Source organism: Congregibacter sp., from assembly GCF_047617445.1.
Taxonomy (GTDB): Bacteria; Pseudomonadota; Gammaproteobacteria; order Pseudomonadales; family Halieaceae; genus Congregibacter.
In genome coordinates, this window is record NZ_JBLGBE010000033.1 from 16,596 (window position 1) to 32,679 (window position 16,084).

Genomic DNA, 16,084 nt, shown 5'->3' on the forward strand with positions numbered 1-16,084 from the left:
CACTAGTTGATGTTGCCCTTGATTAACACCAGCAAAGCTTCAATTTGCTCTCGGGACAGCGAGCCGCCGCCCTCTTCGTAGGACATACGAATGATCATGCGCTCCGGAGCCTGAGTTTCGACATCAACAATCAACGGCACGCCATCAGCAGGGTGTTCATCGTCATCCCCCAGCCAGGCAAACCAGCCGGAGCCGTCCTCGTCTTCGTCACCGACATAGCGAAGATAGTAACGGCCTTCACTGCGATTACGGTCCGTGATATCGAACCCCGAAAGGTCCAGGGAGCGCGCTATGGAAGCCCAGGCACGATCAAAGGGCAGCTCCAAAAGAATAAATGCCCCCTTGTCATCATCGCCCAGTGAAACTTTGCCACCGGCACTGATGGACTGCTCGGCCATCATAGAAACTGGCGCTGTATCCGCACTGTTGGCTACGAACTGGGCTACCCCACGTAACAACTCTGATTCGAGGGAAATGTCATCTGATTGTGCAGGCCAGGCATCACCATCGCTGGTCTGAAACATCTGCAGGACGTGCAGTTCGCTGTTGCCACGCTGTACTCCTCGCTCCACACGAAAACGAAACCGCGTCGGCCGAGGATCATCTTCAAGCACTATATAAGTGGACTCAATAATTCCGGCACGAGCGTCCATGCGCGCTACATCAATGTTTGCCGCGGACAAAAAGCTGCGCAACTGCGGCCACAACTGCCCCGGTGCAATGGCAACCAATGCCCAGGTATCGTCTCCCAGCTTTTGTATACGCACCAATTGGTCGGCACTGGCAGACACTAAAGGCGCTGGTCGCGGAACCTTACTTGCATCGCCAAACTGCGGTTCACTGTCAATCTCTGGAATCGGATAAATATCTACCAGTTCGTCGGACGCTGTACCCTCGGGCAGGCTCATCAGTGGCATTTCTCGCGCTTCGCGATAATCGCCAGCAGAGTCGCGGAACGCCCCGTTGTCGCCAAACAAGTAGCCACAAGCCGTCACCGGCGCCAGCACAAGTAGCAGACCGCAAAGCTTCAGGAATTTCATATGCCCACGCTCTCTAAAGCGGCATCGATAATGGCCGCTGAATCCGCTTCGGGCGGCGTCAGGGGTAGTCGAATGCCGTCCTGTATTCGACCAAGTCGCGCAAGGGCGTATTTCACGGGCATAGGGTTGGCTTCGACAAACAGCGCGGCGTTGAGATCTTTAAGACTTGCGTCAATTTTTCTGACTGTAGCCTCATCACCTGCCAGCGCTGCCGCACAAAGAGCAGCCACGCGCTCAGGAACCACATTGGCAGTCACAGAAATATTACCCGCTGCCCCGGCCAGCATAAGATCAGCCGCAGTCGCATCGTCACCAGAATAGACGGCAAAAGTGTCCGGAACCATGCTCAAAAGCTCTTTGCCCCGGGTCACGTCCCCGGTCGCATCCTTAATACCCACGATGTTGTGCACCGAGCTGAGCCGACGCGTTGTCTCATTACTCATATCAACGGCGGTCCGCGACGGTACGTTATAAAGAATTTGCGGCACGTTCACCGCCTCAGCCACCGCACGAAAGTGTTCGTATAGCCCGCGCTGAGAGGGGCGATTGTAGTAAGGCGTCACGAGTAGGCAGGCATCAACACCCACAGACGCAGCGCCGCGCGTCAGCTCGATGGCCTCCCGGGTGGAATTGGCCCCAGTCCCTGCAATCACGGGTACTCGTCCAGCAAGGTATTTGACGCAATGCCTGATAAGATCCAGATGTTCATGGACGTCGAGTGTGGCGCTTTCACCGGTTGTTCCCACCGCGACAATAGCTGAGGTGCCCGCGGCAACATGCCAATCCAGCAAACCATCAAGCGCCGAATAGTCGATCTGACCATCCGAATACATGGGTGTAACGAGGGCGACGATGCTGCCTGTGATCATAGTCTTAAGATTACCGCTGCGGTTAAGTGGCTAATGCCATTGAAGGCCCGCAATTATCCATGACAATATGCCGAACACAAGCAAAGCTAAGGGGAATAGGCGACTTGATTTCGTTTCATAGGCACTTTGGAGTGGCACAAACGCTACTTTTATCCATATTGAAAGGACCCGCATCGACCCCCAGGCGAATAACGGGCTCGCGAGCCCATGCCGTGGCTGGGCTACTTTGTGCCCTACTCCTGGCCCAGGGAGCCACCGCGCAGCTGGTTGAAAACCGGGTGACAGCGTTGAATCCGTTGGACCGGCAGTATATGGACCTGCAGCGCCAATCGCTCAATGATATGACGCTACGCTACTACGGTAGCCGCTGCTGCCGGAGTCAAACGGAGCTCGACTACCTGCAGCGTTTGCTCGATGACGCCCATGTACGTCCGGATCAGACTCGAGAACTTCAGGCTATGGGGGTCGCTCTGGGCGACCTTCTCGCCACAGAGCTCGATATGCATTGGGTCGTGTATGAAGATATACGGGGCCGCAGCCGAGCACTTCGTTTAGGGGAGACCGAAAACTACCTCTTCCCCGTAACAATGATTGCCCGGCGACATGAAGGTGGTGACAAAACGCCGGTACAAGAGATCTACCGCCTGGCTTATGAAGCTATCGAGACCGTACGTCCACCCTTACCATTCCAATAGATAAAGATGTTGAATGTGCAGAATTTGCAACTCCGGCGCAGCAGTTCATGAGTGAAACTGCCCAGGCATCGCTGAGTACTAACGGTGATCAGCTGCTCATCGGTGGCGATTGGAGCGTGAGCCCGCTGCCGACCCTGGATCCGCTCTTCGAAACGCTCCTTGAGACCCAAGGCCCCCTTAATATCGACGTCGGGGCTGTGAAACAGTGGGATCCGCGGCTGGAAGCAAAGCTCCTGCACCTACAGCGACGAGCTTTCGCTGAGCAGCGTGACATCGAATACCTCGGCGCGCCGGACACGCAAACCCAGTTGATGAAGTTAGCGACTGCCGTGGCCCCCTACGCCGGCACTGCGACGACGAGCAGCGGTATTTTTTCGCTCAAGAACCTGCGTACCACCCTGGCCGAGATCGGTGATGACCTGCTGGAGTCCCTGGAATTTTTGGGTGCGACAGTCAACGCGGTTTTTCGCACGCTGCTCGGCCGCTCAGGTATGCGCCGCCGGGAGTTCATCGAGAGCCTCGCGCAGGCCGGGCCACAGGCGATCGGCATCATCACCTTAACCAGCGTATTAGTGGGCATGATCTTGGCTTATCTTGGGGCAGCGCAGCTTCAGCAATTCGGTGCCGCCGTATTTGTCGCCGATCTTGTGGCTATCGGCATGCTCCGGGAAATGGGTGCTTTGATGACCGCCATAGTCATGGCTGGACGCACCGGCGCGGCCTATGCAGCCCAGCTCAGCACGATGCAGAGCAATGAAGAAATCGATGCCATCAGTACGCTGGGCATTAACCCACTGGATTTCCTCGTGGTTCCACGAGTGCTCGCCCTCATTTTAATGATGCCGCTACTGGTTATTTATGCCGATGCCTTGGGGATCGTTGGAGGTGCTGTAGTCGCCGGGAGCATGGGCGTTACGCCGCTGCAATACGCTAGCCAGCTGGGCACCGCCATCACCATGACACATTTTCTGGTGGGCATCGTTAAAGGGCTTATATTTGCAGCGCTTATCGCTACAGCAGGCTGCCGAGCTGGAATGAACGCAGGTCGCAACTCCGAGGCAGTGGGTCGCGCAACCACCGAAGCTGTAGTAACTGCTGTGGTCTACCTTATCGTCGCAGACGCTGCCATCAACATTCTTTGTCAATTGCTGGGTATTTAAATCATGACTGACGCCGTCATCAGCGTCCGCGGCCTCACCATGGCCTATGGAAGCCGGCTCATTCAGCAGGATGTCAGCTTCGATGTCATGCGCGGCGACATATTTGTGATCATGGGGGGCTCTGGATGCGGCAAAAGCACATTGTTGAAGCATCTTCTTGGCCTGCTAGAGCCCGCTAAAGGCGACATACTCTACGGTGAGCAAAACTTCACTCACTCAGGACCGGGTGAGCGGCAGAAGTTGCGGCAAAACTGGGGAATCACCTATCAGTCAGGTGGCCTTATCAGTGCCATGTCCTTAGCCGATAACGTCGCCCTTCCGCTGGAGCAGTACAGCGACTACGGCCGCAGTGAAATTCAAGAAATCGTGGCTCTCAAGCTAGCGCTTGTCGGCCTTGACGGTTATCAAGACTTTTTGCCGGCGGAAATCTCGGGAGGCATGCGCAAGCGAGCCGCCCTGGCGCGTGCAATTGCGCTGGACCCTGATATTCTCTTCTTTGACGAACCGTCCGCGGGCCTCGACCCCATAAGCTCACGCAGACTCGACGATCTGATTCTGCAGCTCAAGGAGTCTACCGGCGCCTCCGTTGTGATGGTGACCCACGAGCTCCCTAGTATATTTGCCATCGCCAACAATGCGATTTACCTCGATGCGGACAGCAAACGAATGATTGAATCCGGCAATCCATCCTGGATGCGCGAGCACAGCGAACACGCTGTGGTGCGACAGTTCCTCAATCGGGCTGCGAAGCAAATAGTAGGAGATGGAGCCTAATGAGTGAACGCAAGAGCAGCATCCTCGTCGGTGCCTTTGTCGTTGGGGCGTTAATTATCGCGGCGGCCGGAGCACTGTTTTTTGCAGGTGGTGGTTTAGGGTCTGAGCGCAGCAAAGTTGTGATGGTGTTTGACGGTTCACTGCGAGGACTCACTATTGGGGCCCCGGTGGCATTGCGCGGTGTGACTATCGGGCAAGTTACCGATATCGATTTGATCCTCGACGCGGACCAAGGCAGCGTGACAATGATTGTTGAGGCGGAAATTGACCCAGCCTCCATGCAGTTAGTAGGCAGCGTTACTGAATCGATTCTCGATGAACTGGTAGCTCGTGGCTTGGCTGCGCAGTTGAATACCCAAAGCTTACTCACTGGTCTTCTGTACATTCAGCTGGATTTTCAGCCCGATCAGAAATCCACTCTGAGCAGCATAAACTCGTCTCACCCACAGATACCGACGATCCCCACTGAGTTAGAACAGCTACGCCGCTCTTTGGAGTCTATCGACTATGCTGCGATTGCAGAGAATGTTGACCGCATCGCCACGGGGTTGGACACGTTGCTTAACAGCACTGATATGCAAGCGCTCCCAGGATCAATGCGCAGCAGCCTCGCAGCGCTGGAGACCGCTAGCAACAGTCTGACAACGACACTGGAGGACAATTCTCCAGCATTAACTGCATTTCTTGAAGAAGGCACGAGCACCATTGCGACGCTCAACGATCAATTGCCTGCTATCACGGACTCCATCGAAAGCTCCCTGGCACGCCTTGACGAAGCCCTTGTCTCAGCCAATCAAAGCTTCACAGGCCTTGAACAAGTCGTCGCACCCAACTCCCCACCTCGTCGACAGCTAAGCGAGGCCATGAAGGAAGTCACGCTGGCCGCCCGCGCTTTGCGCTCACTGGCCCGCAGTCTCGAAGAGCACCCCGAATCACTCCTTCGCGGCCGCCAAGGAGATAGCTCATGATCCGCCTGGCCCTGGTCGTCGGCGCCGCACTTTGTCTGCTCGGCTGCGCAGCTACATCGCCGCAAATCCAGCACCTACAGCTGTCTGCCGGAGCTGCGCCAGCGCCCCAGGGGGACAATCCCGTTATTGTGCTTGATCACATCGACCTCCCGGACTATCTCTTACGTGACGAACTACTCCACCGGGAGAGCGATTTCGCTTTGCACTATGACTCTGCGCGGCGCTGGGCGGAACCACTAGATCTCGGCATTCAACGCGTTATTGGTCGCAGACTACAGTCGTCACTGGACACCCAGCGCGTCATACTTTTCCCTGATGCCAGTTCAACACCGGCAGACTGGCAACTCCGTGTAACCATCACCCACTTTGAGGCAACCGGTTCCAAGGTGAAAATCGCAGGCCAAGGTCGTTGGGAGCAAAAAAATCAGGTGACATTAGTCGTGGAGTCTGTAGTCTTTGAGGACTCTCAGACACTAAACAGTGACAGTGGCGAAGACATCGCAAAAACCATGAGCCAGTTGCTGTGGAAATTCGCTGACGAACTCGCCGCCGCAATCCCTAAACGACCTGCATTATCCGACAGCCACCGCTCGGATGAGCAAAGCATCGAAATCGAAACCACACACCCATAACCCCCCCTTAAGGACCTGAACATGGAACTCTTGCAAGATCCCGCGCAGTGGCTGCCACTGGCTATCGAATACGGCACAGCTCTGGCGCTCGCCATTGTGATTTTTTATGTGGGCCGCTTGGTAATCGGACGTATTGTCAGCGTGTGTCACAAAGTAATGCTGAGCCGCGGTACTGATGAAACGCTGGTCAACTTTGTCTGCTCAATCTTACAGTGGGTCGGCCTGCTGTTCGTGACGATTGCAGCGCTGAGCAGACTTGGCGTTGATACCACGTCGCTGGTTGCTCTCCTAGGCGCCGCGGGACTGGCTATCGGTCTGTCACTGCAAAGCTCTTTAGGCAACTTTGCCGCAGGCGTCATGCTGATTATCTTCAAGCCTTTCAAAAAAGGTGACTTCGTGGAAGCAGCAGGAACCATGGGTGTTGTAGAGACCATCGGTATTTTCACAACAACGATGACGACCCCGGACAACAAAGAGATCATCGTTCCTAACGGCGGAATTATCGGCGCGAATATCACGAACTTCTCAGCCAAAGCCACACGGCGGGTTGATATGGTCTTTGGTATTTCTTACGGAGACAACCTGCATCATGCAAAGACGATTCTCCAGGAAATCATCAAAGCTGATCCTCGAGTGCTCGCAGAACCCGCTCCGGTAATTACCGTAGGCGAGTTAGCCGATTCGAGTGTTAATTTTTTGGTGCGCCCGTGGGTGAACGCTGCAGACTACTGGGCTGTTCTTTGGGACACCACAGAAGCCGTCAAGCTAGGCTTTGACGAAGCCGGCATCTCCATCCCCTTCCCACAAATGGAACTGCATATGCAGCGCCCAGAAGAAACCCCTAAAGCAGCCTAAGTTGCGACAGTAGCTACTGTGGAACGCAACTAACACAACGCATGTACAGGTGACCGGGGTCAGCAAAGCTCTCGAGAAGATTGACGCTTTGTTGAACCGGTCCCCATATCAATTCCAAACCTGGCACAGCTAAGAGTCGACTAACGCCCATGCGGTCACTGAGCTGCTGTAAAAGGAGATCTCGGGAAGAGAACTCCGGCATGATACTGATGACGGTATATTCGTTTTCGCTAAGCCCGGCAAGTGTTGCCGCTTCTTCTACTGCGTAATCCAGACTACCCAAACCGTCAATAAGCCGCGCGTCCAACGCGTCACTAGCACTCCACACGCGTCCCTGTGCCAAGTCGTCGAGTGTCTCCATATCAATGGACCGACCGTTGGAAACCAACTTAAGGAACTGCTGATACATATCATCGACTGACTGTTGTAAGGCGTCGGACACCGATGGATCAAGTGCACGATCGGGCCGGAGCCCTCCAGCAAGATCAGTGGTACCCACGCCATCCGTCTGGATGCCGCCTTTTGCCAACAAACGCTCCACCGTAGGAAACGCGGCAAACACGCCGATACTCCCGGTAATTGTTGTCGGCGTGGCAATGATACGGTTTGCAGCTGTCGCAATGTAGTAACCGCCGGAAGCAGCAATACTTCCCATGCTCACCACTACCGGCATACCGCTCTTTCGAATGCGCTCGATCTGTGCGCGAATAATCTCTGACGCAAAAACGCTGCCTCCACCAGTAGTAACACGCAGAACAATGGCTTTCGTAGCGTCTCGTTCCGCAGTATCACGAAGCAGTCGTGAGAGCGTGTCGCCACCAATCGTGCCGGGAGGCTGCTCCCCGGGAAGCATATTGCCCTGGGCCGTGACAATCGCAACCGTCGGGAGGTTCGGCGCGAATAATGCCGGTCGCATCTGGGATATGTACTGCGCAAACGGCACTGAAGAATAAGCTCCGTCTTCCTCTTGAGCACCTACCAGCGACGCTAAATACTCGTTTTGCTGCCGGCGATCCAAGAGCTCATCTACCAGGCCCGATTGCAAAGCTAGACGTCCGGCGTTACCGCCCTCACTACGCAGGCGCTGTGAAAAATCGTTGAGTAGAGCGTTAAGCGCACCGCGTTCCAGTCCTCGACGATCCTCAACCGCAACGCTGTAAGCGGACCAAAGATCCCCCAGCCACTCTTGCGTAACAGCCCTCTCACCGGAAGACATATCATTGCGTAGCAAAGGCTCCGCTATAGACTTGTACTCTCCTGCACGAAACACATGCATGGTGACCGATAGTTTCTCCAGGGCATCAGCAAAGTAGTTCATATAGACGCTATAGCCCTCCAGCGCCACGGCGCCGAAGGGGTGCATCAACACGTTGTCAGCCTCCACCGCAAGACGGTATTGGTCCTGACTGTAGTAGTCGCCTACTGCAACTACCGGCTTGCCACTTTCACGAAAACGCGCAATGGCCTCTCCAAGCTCCGTTGTCTTGCTCTGACCAATAGAAACCAGCCCATTCAGTTGAAGTACTAACGCGGAGATACGCTCATCACTGCGAGCAAACTCGACGGCGTCGATCAGATCCATCAGCAGAATCTCTTGACTTGCAGGCTCTTGCGCAAAAATCAGGCTCGCCGCCTCAACCCGACTGCGTTCATCCACTACGCGTCCGGTAAGATCAAGAACGAGGGCCGCGCGCTCAGGTAAAGACTCGGGTTTGCCGGTGAATGTTACCCACAACACCACAAGCACCAGCACAAAAATCAAATTTGCTAACGCCAGCCTCAGTATCGTGAGTCCACGCCATATCGCTAAAAGACTTCGCTTGATCACGCGTTGCTATTCCTCGGATTCTATGCCGACGTCTCGAGAGTTTCGCAACTCGCGACCACGCTGACGAACGTAAAATGCGGAGCAGATGAACAGTAAAATAACGGCTCCGAGCTCCACCTGAGCACGGAGACTATCTGGCTCCGCAAAGATACGCAGCACAGACCAGATAAAATACATAAGACTCACAAAAGCCATCCAGGTGACGCTGCGCAAACGGTCACGCAGGATCCCAGGAAGGAGAATCAACAGCGGTGTAAACCAGAAAAACAAAAGCACCGGCGGCACGGAACGCTGCCATGCATCTAAAAGCTGAGTGCCCAGCAGTAAGAGCAGACCGCACCACATACCGGCAAAAATCCATGAGACCGATGCCGCCCTCGGGGTAAGCGTCACTGTATCGCCACTCATGCTAGGCGCGCACAGGTCTGCGCCACACGACGACCAAGAGCGCGACATAGCTGTGACTCGGTATCGTCCATGGCACGTCCGCCATCAGGGCCAGCCCAGTGGCTGGCACCGTAGGGCGTACCTCCAGAACTGGTGGTCATCAACCCTGCCTCACTGTAGGGCAAACCCATCACCAGCATCCCGTGGTGTAGCAATGGCAACTGCATCGACAGCAAGGTGCTCTCCTGTCCTCCGTGCAAGCTCGCCGTGGACGTAAAAACGGCAGCGGGCTTATCAATCATTGATCCACTTAGCCAAAGGTCCGATGTTTGATCAATAAAGTACTTCAGCGGCGCCGCCATGTTTCCAAAACGCGTGGGCGACCCCAACACGAGTCCTGCGCAGTGCCGCAGATCGTCGACACTGCAATAAGGAGGTCCCTCATCTGGCACCGTGTCGGCAGTTTGTTCGGTCTCAGCCGAAACCGCTGGAACAGTACGAAGTCGCGCCTCAAACCCTGCAACGCTACTCACTCCTCGAGCAACCATACGCGCCATGGCCTCGGTGCTACTCTGACGGCTGTAGAAAAGAACCAAGACATAGGCTGGTGGCTGCATAAATATAGGCTTTGATGGGAGAAGGAGAGTACAAGGAGTATAGCAAAGTGACCACATCATCCATCACCATGTGTCCCCGGCATGCTTTCTGCGATAATTAACTGATGGAAGTAACAATAGATATTTTTCGAAAGCTTTGGCGCAGAGCGTTATACCTCGGGACGCGGTACCAGTCCGACCGCTGCCGAGACACCGCCGCGGCCCTGACCTACATGTCGCTGTTTGCTCTAGTGCCCCTGCTCACCGTGTTGTACACCATGGCCTCTGCGGTACCCGCCTTTCAGGGACTGGAGTCCAGGATCCAGGAGCTGCTGTTTGACAACCTCGTTCCAGAGACCTCCGCGGGCATTGAAGAATACGTATCTGATTTTTCGCGGCAAGCCAAAAACCTTACCGGCTTTGGTATCGCCTTTCTGATAGCCACCGCTGTACTGATGCTGCGAAATATTGAGCAGGCATTCAATCTGATCTGGCGTACGCGTGGAAATCGTGAGACGGTATCCAGCTTTCTTCTATATTGGGCGATTCTGTCTCTAGCCCCAATTACCATTGGTCTAGGCCTAGGTGTCAGTACCTTTCTCGCTTCCTTTGCCGGCCAACTCGAGCAATGGGACATCATCGGGATTGGCGCCCTACTGCTGCGTATAATGCCTTATCTTCTGCAAGTGCTGGGCTTCACCTTAGTCTATGCCGCAGTACCTAACTGTAGAGTTCCCGTGAAGCATGCGATTGTTGGCGGCATCATCGCCGCGACGAGCTTTAACATCGCCCGAGCCTTGTTCACTAAGCTTGTCGCCGGCTCTAGCATCACCTTTATCTACGGGGCATTCGCAGCGGTGCCATTGTTTCTGCTGTGGATTTATATCTCCTGGATCATCGTTCTCGTCTCGGCCATTGTGGTGCACAGCCTGTCGGCCTACCAAAGCGAAGCGCAGGCGCGACGCCCCCTGCTACTCAAGGGATTGGAGATTCTGGAAACCCTTTGGCGACGACAGGCGCAAGGATTTCCGCTCAAAGAACTGAATCTTTTGAAAGGGCGTAAACTTACCGTGGATGCAGAGAGTTGGCAGGAACTACGCGACTGCTTTTTGAAGCATCGCGTGATCGCTCAGGATGAGCGAGGCCACTATCTTCTCGCCAGGGATTTACACAGCGTCCCCCTTTGGCAACTACAGCAATGGCTGGATACCGAAGGTGAGTTCTCCATCCAGTCCAAAGACAGTATGCCCAGCTGGGAACAGCGCGCGATCACTTTGCTGGATGAACAACAGCAAGGTATTCGGGAACATATGAACATACCCCTTGCCACTCTCTTCGAGTACTGAGCCCATGAAGTTTTTCAACAACACAACGGCGAACTGGCTCCGCGGTGCCATCTTGCTGCTGTTAATCGCAGGTATGAATGGCTGCGACAAACCAGGATCGCAGGACCCAAGTAGTCTGGATAGCGCCGGAAGCTGGACCTTCGTGAACTATTGGGCTGAGTGGTGTAAACCCTGCATCAAAGAAATCCCCGAGCTCAACTTACTCCACAAACGCGATGGCGTGCGAGTGCTGGGCGTCAATTACGACGGCGCTCAGGGCGAGGATCTGCAGTCTCAGCTCGACAGCCTGAACGTGCAATTCCCGACTCTGAGCATCGATCCGGCTGCCCGCTACGGCATCGATCGCCCTCAGGTTCTGCCCACTACGCTTGTGATCGACCCTGAGGGAAACGTAGTTGCCGTGCTAGTGGGCCCACAGACGGAGCACTCACTGCTAGAGGTCGCTGGACTCACAAACGCAAACGATCACAGCGCTGAGTCCATCAAACATTCAGGGGATCAGTAGCGAGGATCCCACAGTGCGACGTGCTTCCAACTCAGCATGGGCACGCTGCACTTCGGCCAAAGGATATCGCTGGGCGATAGTGACCTTTAGCCGGCCATCCAAAACACGTTCAAACACTGCAGCCGCGCTATCACGCATTTCCGCCTGGGTCGCGACATAACTCATCAGGCTCGGCCGAGTGATGAACAAAGAACCCCGGGCAGATAACTGCTGCAAGTCAAAGGCCGGCGGACTACCGGAGGCATTACCAAAGCTCACCATAAGACCTCGAGGTGCCAAACAATCCAGGGAATCTGTAAAGGTGGCTGCACCCACGCCATCGTAAACGACAGCCAGCATACTCCCACCGGTAATCTCCCGGACTTTACCCACAATGTCCGCTTCTTCATGCAAAAAGCAATGTGAATAGCCGTTGGCCAAGGCGAGCTCACGTTTAGCCTCACTACTTACCGTGCCAATTACTTCGGCACCCAGTGCTGATGCCCACTGCCCAAACAGCAGTCCTACACCGCCAGCAGCGGCAGGAAACAGCGTCCGCTGCCCAGGCTGCAGGGCATACAAACGCTGGAGGAGATACTCTACCGTGGCACCTTTTAGAAGTACCGCTGCAGCCGTATCAAAGTCGATTCCTTCGGGCAAAGGCACGAGTCGCTCTGCCGGCAGCAAGATTGCTTCACTATAGGCGCCAAACCCTGCCGCACAATAGGCAACCCGATCGCCCACCGAAAGATCCACGCCCTCACCGATGGCTTCCACAACGCCAGCGCCTTCAAGACCGATACTCGTGGGAAGCGGCAGCGGATACAAGCCACTGCGGTGATAGGTGTCGATGTAGTTTAAGCCGATTGCCCGGTTGCCAACCCGAACGATGCCAGGCCCCGGGTCAGCCAGTTCACTATCGACGAAAGCCATGACCTCGGGCCCACCGACTTTTTGTACCTGTACAGTCTTGACCATCGCTCAGTCCTCCTGGGCTTGGGAATAACGCTCAAACCAGGCCAAAATAGCAGCCACCTTTGCCATCAGCTGGCTAGGACGATTCGCAATACTGTGCGACGCGCCAGGAATACGCACCATGGCTGTGTCGACGCCACGCAGTTTCAATGCCTGATAGTACTGCTCAGACTCCGCAATAGGCGTCCGATAGTCCGCATCGCCGCCCAACAACATCGTGGGCGTCGTTACATTGCCCACCAGGGACAACGGCGAGCGGCTCCAATAGTGCTCTGGGTCTTCCCAGGGCATTGCTGGAAACCAATAGCGACTTACCATGGGTGCGATATCCGCCGTGAGCGTAAAACTTGTCCAGTTGATAACCGGCTTGGCAACGACTGCCGCACGAAAACGATCCGTCTTGCCAACAATCCATGCGGTTAGCACACCACCTCCACTACCACCGGTGACATACAACTGATCAGCATCGACATAGCCCTCCTCGATCACAGAATCGACCGCAGTCATGAGGTCGTCGTAATCTTCAGAGGGATAGTTGTGATGAATGAGATTAGCAAAGCGTTCGCCATAGCTGGTGCTGCCGCGTGGATTGACATAGAGAACCACGTACCCCGCCGCCGCATAGAGCTGCACTTCTACCGAAAATCGTGACCCATAGTTAGTGTGTGGACCACCGTGGATTTCAAGAATCAACGGGTATTTGCGCGTCGAATCAAAGCCCGATGGGAGCGCCACCCAAGCCTGAATCTTTTCACCACCAGCGGATGATTCAAACCAGCGCTCTTCGACTGATGCCAACGACCTTGATCCAAGTCCATTCTCGTTCAAGGTCGTAAGCTGAGTCGGAGACTTGCCGTCACGTCCCGTCGCGACATCTGCAGGTCGCTGCGTACTACCCATAGTAAAGGCGTAGCGGTCTCCACCACCAACTGCAAAGGCTGCGCCAGAGTACGGTCTCCCCAACGAGGTGCCTCCCAAGCCAGTAGCCAAACGTTGCATTCGACCACGGAGATCCGTCACTGCCAGAACGGTGTCGCCCTGATCATCGAACAGAAAGAAGATGCGCTTGCCGTTCGAAGACCACTGTGGATCCCTGATACTGCGGTCAAGATCCGCGAGCAATTCTGTGGGTTCTTCTTTTTGAAGATTCATCACGTACAGGCGTGAGCGATGGTGCGACATCCGCTTGTCATCCCACCCCAGGTAAGCGAGATGTGAGCCGTCTGGAGAGAGTGATAGCGACCCGTCGGGCCCCTGCCGGGTCGTTAGTTGACGTATTTCATGGGTCGCTAGGGATAGCTCAAAAATATCGGTGTTTACAACATTGAGCTCGCGGTCGGCGCCGCGATTTGCGGAAAAATACAGCTGCCGGGAATCCGAGGACCAAGCAACAGCGCTGCTGTGGTCATACGCGCCATCCGTAAGCTGCTTGAGCGCACCACCGTCAGCGGGAACAAGAAAAATCTGGTAATAGGCCTGAGGACGAAATCCAGATCCATCGTTGCGATAGACCATACTGTCTACCACTACCGGAGGCGCCGCCCACTGCGCTCCCTTAGGCGCTTTGGGGAGCACACCCATAGTTGGCGAATCAACGGGGACGCGCATGGAAAACGCCAGCCAATGACCATCAGGCGACCAGCGGAGGTTTCGCGGCGCCTCACCACCACGCGTGAGCTGTGCGGTGCTTCCACTCTTCAACCATTGCACAAAAATCTGCGAACCCACATCGTCGTCATCGACGTAAGCAACGCGCAAGTCGTCAGGAGACAGTGTCGGAAAAGACAGTTTTCTCGCCCCGGTTGTCAGCGGCCGATGCTCAGTACCATCCGCCCTGAGTGTCCACAAATTAGCACTGCGTTTATCGGTGAGAATATCCATGCTGTTTCGGAGGTAGTAGATGTCCTCGCCCGTGGAACTCACGATGGGCGAGCTCGCATAACGCAGTCCAAAAACATCGTCTAGTTGCAGGGCTTCCCCCGGTTTGGCGACGACCGGGAATGCCGCCAAGACAGCCATCAGCGTCAGAGTCGCGCAGCAGCGCTGAAAAAATATATGCACAATGTTTCTCCTTCCAGAATCAAGGACATCGTGAAAGACGTGCCCATGCAGTCATAGTGTTGTTACTAAATACTGCCTAAAGCCTTCTCCGATCAGGCGATGGCCTCGTCCATAGCTGACCAGTTTGCACAGCCCTTTTGTCCTGGGCCCGATGCAACGCAAAGCTGAATTTCGGCAATGGCTTCTCCAGCTGAAGCGTCAAGCATACGACCCAGAAGGTAATGCGCAAACTCTTCAACGGTTGCATTAGTCATTGGAAGCACCAGCGTGTCCGATCGGAGAAAGCGCATCTCCTCACCATTGAATATCACACGATAGTTATCACCATCTTCCTCCACAATTTGGTGCGGAGAGCGTGCGGGCAATACCATGTACTCATCAAGCTCGTCACACAGCGCTTTGATGCGTCGCTTGTATACGTTGTAGTCTGCCGCGAATCCGTTGGCGCCCATAGGAGCGACGATCATGGCGGACACCGAGTAATTGTGTCCATGGAGACGCTCCCTCTCCGTCGCAGAGAAAATCGTGTAATGCGCTGCGGAAAACTTATGGCTTTCCTTATCTATATACAGTGTGGCAAGGCGTTCCATCCGATCCCTCTTTTATCGCGTACTCTGTTTACTAGTGAGTGCCGTATGATGACAAAATTCCGAGGAAGAATAGCATGACCATTGCAATCATAACCGGAGCCAGCGTAGGCATCGGTGAAGCCACTGCCCGGGCGTTCCAAGAGGGTGGCTATGAGGTAGTTAATCTATCTCGCCGGCTCTGCGACGTTTCTGGCGTGCACAATTTGCCTTGCGACCTGGCGGACCCAGATAGTATTGGCGACGCCATTGACGCCCTGTTAAGCCGCGTCTCGGGGCTGTCTGAAATCAGCCTCATTCACAATGCGAGCCAGATGCGTAAAGACAGCGCTGATGACTGCGAGGACGCGAGCCTCCGCGCCGTGCTGGAGACGAATGTGGTCGTGGCAAATCGACTCACCAGGGCGCTACTACCGGGTATGGGGCCAGGCAGCAGCGTGTTATATGTCGGCTCGACACTCGCCGAAAAAGCGGTTCCCGGCACTTTTAGTTACGTGGTTTCAAAGCATGCGCAGCTCGGAATGATGCGCGCGACCTGCCAGGACCTTATGGGCTCTGGCATTCACACCGCGATGATCTGCCCCGGATTCACCGACACACAAATGCTTCGAAATCATTTGGGCAATGATGAGGCGTTACTACAGCAAATCGGCGGCATGAACAGTTTTGGTCGACTCATCGAGCCCGAAGAGATTGCTGGGGTCCTGTACTGGGCACATCGCAATCCCGTGCTCAATGGATCCGTACTGCATGCCAACCTTGGTCAACGGGAGAGTTAAGGTGAGTCCAGCTGCGCTGCAGGAGCGTCGCGAACGCGTTTTCTTGAT

The 16,084-nt window shown here is 55.0% G+C and carries 17 protein-coding genes; 9 read left to right on the forward strand and 8 right to left on the reverse strand.

All coding sequences use genetic code 11. The features are described 5' to 3' along the window. Nucleotides 1–2: 2 nt before the first annotated feature. Together bamC and dapA are read right to left on the reverse strand one after the other, a co-directional pair. Nucleotides 3–1,040 (reverse strand): outer membrane protein assembly factor BamC, encoded by a 1,038-nt coding sequence (gene bamC / locus ACI9KD_RS09555; protein WP_414980938.1) that lies wholly within the window; start codon nucleotides 1,038–1,040, stop codon nucleotides 3–5. Beyond that, complete coding sequence (dapA, locus tag ACI9KD_RS09560; protein WP_414980939.1) at nucleotides 1,037–1,909, reverse strand: 4-hydroxy-tetrahydrodipicolinate synthase; 873 nt, start codon at nucleotides 1,907–1,909, stop codon at nucleotides 1,037–1,039. The genes bamC and dapA overlap by 4 nt, the downstream gene beginning before the upstream one ends. A gap of 212 nt (nucleotides 1,910–2,121) precedes the next feature. On the opposite strand from dapA, the gene ACI9KD_RS09565 reads away from it, so the two are divergent. The 6 genes from ACI9KD_RS09565 to ACI9KD_RS09590 are packed head-to-tail and all read left to right on the forward strand — an operon-like array spanning nucleotide 2,122 to nucleotide 6,993. Further along, entirely contained in the window at nucleotides 2,122–2,604 is a 483-nt protein-coding gene (locus ACI9KD_RS09565) for a DUF3806 domain-containing protein (RefSeq protein WP_414980940.1), read from the forward strand. A gap of 47 nt (nucleotides 2,605–2,651) precedes the next feature. Continuing rightward, nucleotides 2,652–3,764, forward strand: a complete 1,113-nt coding sequence (locus ACI9KD_RS09570) for an ABC transporter permease (RefSeq protein ID WP_414980941.1) — start codon at nucleotides 2,652–2,654, stop codon at nucleotides 3,762–3,764. Nucleotides 3,765–3,767: 3 nt separating this feature from the next. Next, nucleotides 3,768–4,538, forward strand: a complete 771-nt coding sequence (locus ACI9KD_RS09575; protein ID WP_414980942.1) for an ABC transporter ATP-binding protein — start codon at nucleotides 3,768–3,770, stop codon at nucleotides 4,536–4,538. Then, nucleotides 4,538–5,506, forward strand: a complete 969-nt coding sequence (locus ACI9KD_RS09580; RefSeq protein ID WP_414980943.1) for an MlaD family protein — start codon at nucleotides 4,538–4,540, stop codon at nucleotides 5,504–5,506. The genes ACI9KD_RS09575 and ACI9KD_RS09580 overlap by 1 nt, the downstream gene beginning before the upstream one ends. Beyond that, the gene (locus ACI9KD_RS09585; RefSeq protein ID WP_414980944.1) at nucleotides 5,503–6,138 is read left to right on the forward strand and encodes a membrane integrity-associated transporter subunit PqiC; all 636 of its coding nucleotides are present in this window, start codon (nucleotides 5,503–5,505) and stop codon (nucleotides 6,136–6,138) included. Before ACI9KD_RS09580 ends, ACI9KD_RS09585 begins: the two co-directional genes overlap by 4 nt. Before the next feature lie 21 nt (nucleotides 6,139–6,159). Next, nucleotides 6,160–6,993 (forward strand): mechanosensitive ion channel family protein, encoded by an 834-nt coding sequence (locus ACI9KD_RS09590; RefSeq protein ID WP_414980945.1) that lies wholly within the window; start codon nucleotides 6,160–6,162, stop codon nucleotides 6,991–6,993. A gap of 13 nt (nucleotides 6,994–7,006) precedes the next feature. On the opposite strand, the gene sppA is transcribed toward ACI9KD_RS09590, so the two are convergent. The 3 genes from sppA to wrbA are packed head-to-tail and all read right to left on the reverse strand — an operon-like array spanning nucleotide 7,007 to nucleotide 9,825. Further along, entirely contained in the window at nucleotides 7,007–8,821 is a 1,815-nt protein-coding gene (sppA, locus tag ACI9KD_RS09595; RefSeq protein WP_414980946.1) for a signal peptide peptidase SppA, read from the reverse strand. A gap of 6 nt (nucleotides 8,822–8,827) precedes the next feature. Further along, nucleotides 8,828–9,229 (reverse strand): DUF2069 domain-containing protein, encoded by a 402-nt coding sequence (locus ACI9KD_RS09600; RefSeq protein WP_414980947.1) that lies wholly within the window; start codon nucleotides 9,227–9,229, stop codon nucleotides 8,828–8,830. Then, nucleotides 9,226–9,825: an NAD(P)H:quinone oxidoreductase gene (wrbA, locus tag ACI9KD_RS09605; protein ID WP_414980948.1), complete on the reverse strand. Its 600-nt coding sequence runs from the start codon at nucleotides 9,823–9,825 to the stop codon at nucleotides 9,226–9,228. The genes ACI9KD_RS09600 and wrbA overlap by 4 nt, the downstream gene beginning before the upstream one ends. A 104-nt stretch (nucleotides 9,826–9,929) precedes the next feature. Between wrbA and ACI9KD_RS09610 the strand changes: the two genes are divergently transcribed. Together ACI9KD_RS09610 and ACI9KD_RS09615 are read left to right on the forward strand one after the other, a co-directional pair. Further along, a complete protein-coding gene (locus ACI9KD_RS09610) occupies nucleotides 9,930–11,150 on the forward strand; it encodes a YihY family inner membrane protein (RefSeq protein ID WP_414980949.1) in 1,221 nt (406 codons plus the stop codon). A 4-nt stretch (nucleotides 11,151–11,154) separates the two neighbouring features. After that, complete coding sequence (locus ACI9KD_RS09615; RefSeq protein WP_414980950.1) at nucleotides 11,155–11,655, forward strand: TlpA family protein disulfide reductase; 501 nt, start codon at nucleotides 11,155–11,157, stop codon at nucleotides 11,653–11,655. Here the strand turns inward: ACI9KD_RS09615 and ACI9KD_RS09620 are convergent. From ACI9KD_RS09620 to ACI9KD_RS09630, 3 genes are all read right to left on the reverse strand, one after another. Next, nucleotides 11,641–12,612, reverse strand: a complete 972-nt coding sequence (locus tag ACI9KD_RS09620; protein ID WP_414980951.1) for a quinone oxidoreductase family protein — start codon at nucleotides 12,610–12,612, stop codon at nucleotides 11,641–11,643. The two genes, ACI9KD_RS09615 and ACI9KD_RS09620, sit on opposite strands and share 15 nt — an antisense overlap. A 3-nt stretch (nucleotides 12,613–12,615) precedes the next feature. Beyond that, a complete protein-coding gene (locus ACI9KD_RS09625) occupies nucleotides 12,616–14,670 on the reverse strand; it encodes a S9 family peptidase (RefSeq protein ID WP_414980952.1) in 2,055 nt (684 codons plus the stop codon). 92 nt (nucleotides 14,671–14,762) lie between these two features. Continuing rightward, nucleotides 14,763–15,260 (reverse strand): 6-pyruvoyl trahydropterin synthase family protein, encoded by a 498-nt coding sequence (locus ACI9KD_RS09630; protein ID WP_414980953.1) that lies wholly within the window; start codon nucleotides 15,258–15,260, stop codon nucleotides 14,763–14,765. 74 nt (nucleotides 15,261–15,334) lie between these two features. Here ACI9KD_RS09630 and ACI9KD_RS09635 point away from each other — a divergent pair, with 74 nt between their 5' ends. Further along, a complete protein-coding gene (locus tag ACI9KD_RS09635; RefSeq protein ID WP_414980954.1) occupies nucleotides 15,335–16,036 on the forward strand; it encodes an SDR family NAD(P)-dependent oxidoreductase in 702 nt (233 codons plus the stop codon). Nucleotides 16,037–16,084 lie beyond the last annotated feature (48 nt).

Coding starts and splice junctions, on each gene's coding strand:
- bamC (WP_414980938.1), bottom strand. CDS start 1,040: ATGAAATTCCTGAAGCTTTGCGGTCTGCTACTTGTGCTGGCGCCGGTG.
- dapA (WP_414980939.1), bottom strand. CDS start 1,909: ATGATCACAGGCAGCATCGTCGCCCTCGTTACACCCATGTATTCGGAT.
- ACI9KD_RS09570 (WP_414980941.1), top strand. CDS start 2,652: ATGAGTGAAACTGCCCAGGCATCGCTGAGTACTAACGGTGATCAGCTG.
- ACI9KD_RS09575 (WP_414980942.1), top strand. CDS start 3,768: ATGACTGACGCCGTCATCAGCGTCCGCGGCCTCACCATGGCCTATGGA.
- ACI9KD_RS09580 (WP_414980943.1), top strand. CDS start 4,538: ATGAGTGAACGCAAGAGCAGCATCCTCGTCGGTGCCTTTGTCGTTGGG.
- ACI9KD_RS09585 (WP_414980944.1), top strand. CDS start 5,503: ATGATCCGCCTGGCCCTGGTCGTCGGCGCCGCACTTTGTCTGCTCGGC.
- ACI9KD_RS09590 (WP_414980945.1), top strand. CDS start 6,160: ATGGAACTCTTGCAAGATCCCGCGCAGTGGCTGCCACTGGCTATCGAA.
- ACI9KD_RS09600 (WP_414980947.1), bottom strand. CDS start 9,229: ATGAGTGGCGATACAGTGACGCTTACCCCGAGGGCGGCATCGGTCTCA.
- wrbA (WP_414980948.1), bottom strand. CDS start 9,825: ATGCAGCCACCAGCCTATGTCTTGGTTCTTTTCTACAGCCGTCAGAGT.
- ACI9KD_RS09610 (WP_414980949.1), top strand. CDS start 9,930: ATGGAAGTAACAATAGATATTTTTCGAAAGCTTTGGCGCAGAGCGTTA.
- ACI9KD_RS09615 (WP_414980950.1), top strand. CDS start 11,155: ATGAAGTTTTTCAACAACACAACGGCGAACTGGCTCCGCGGTGCCATC.
- ACI9KD_RS09620 (WP_414980951.1), bottom strand. CDS start 12,612: ATGGTCAAGACTGTACAGGTACAAAAAGTCGGTGGGCCCGAGGTCATG.
- ACI9KD_RS09630 (WP_414980953.1), bottom strand. CDS start 15,260: ATGGAACGCCTTGCCACACTGTATATAGATAAGGAAAGCCATAAGTTT.
- ACI9KD_RS09635 (WP_414980954.1), top strand. CDS start 15,335: ATGACCATTGCAATCATAACCGGAGCCAGCGTAGGCATCGGTGAAGCC.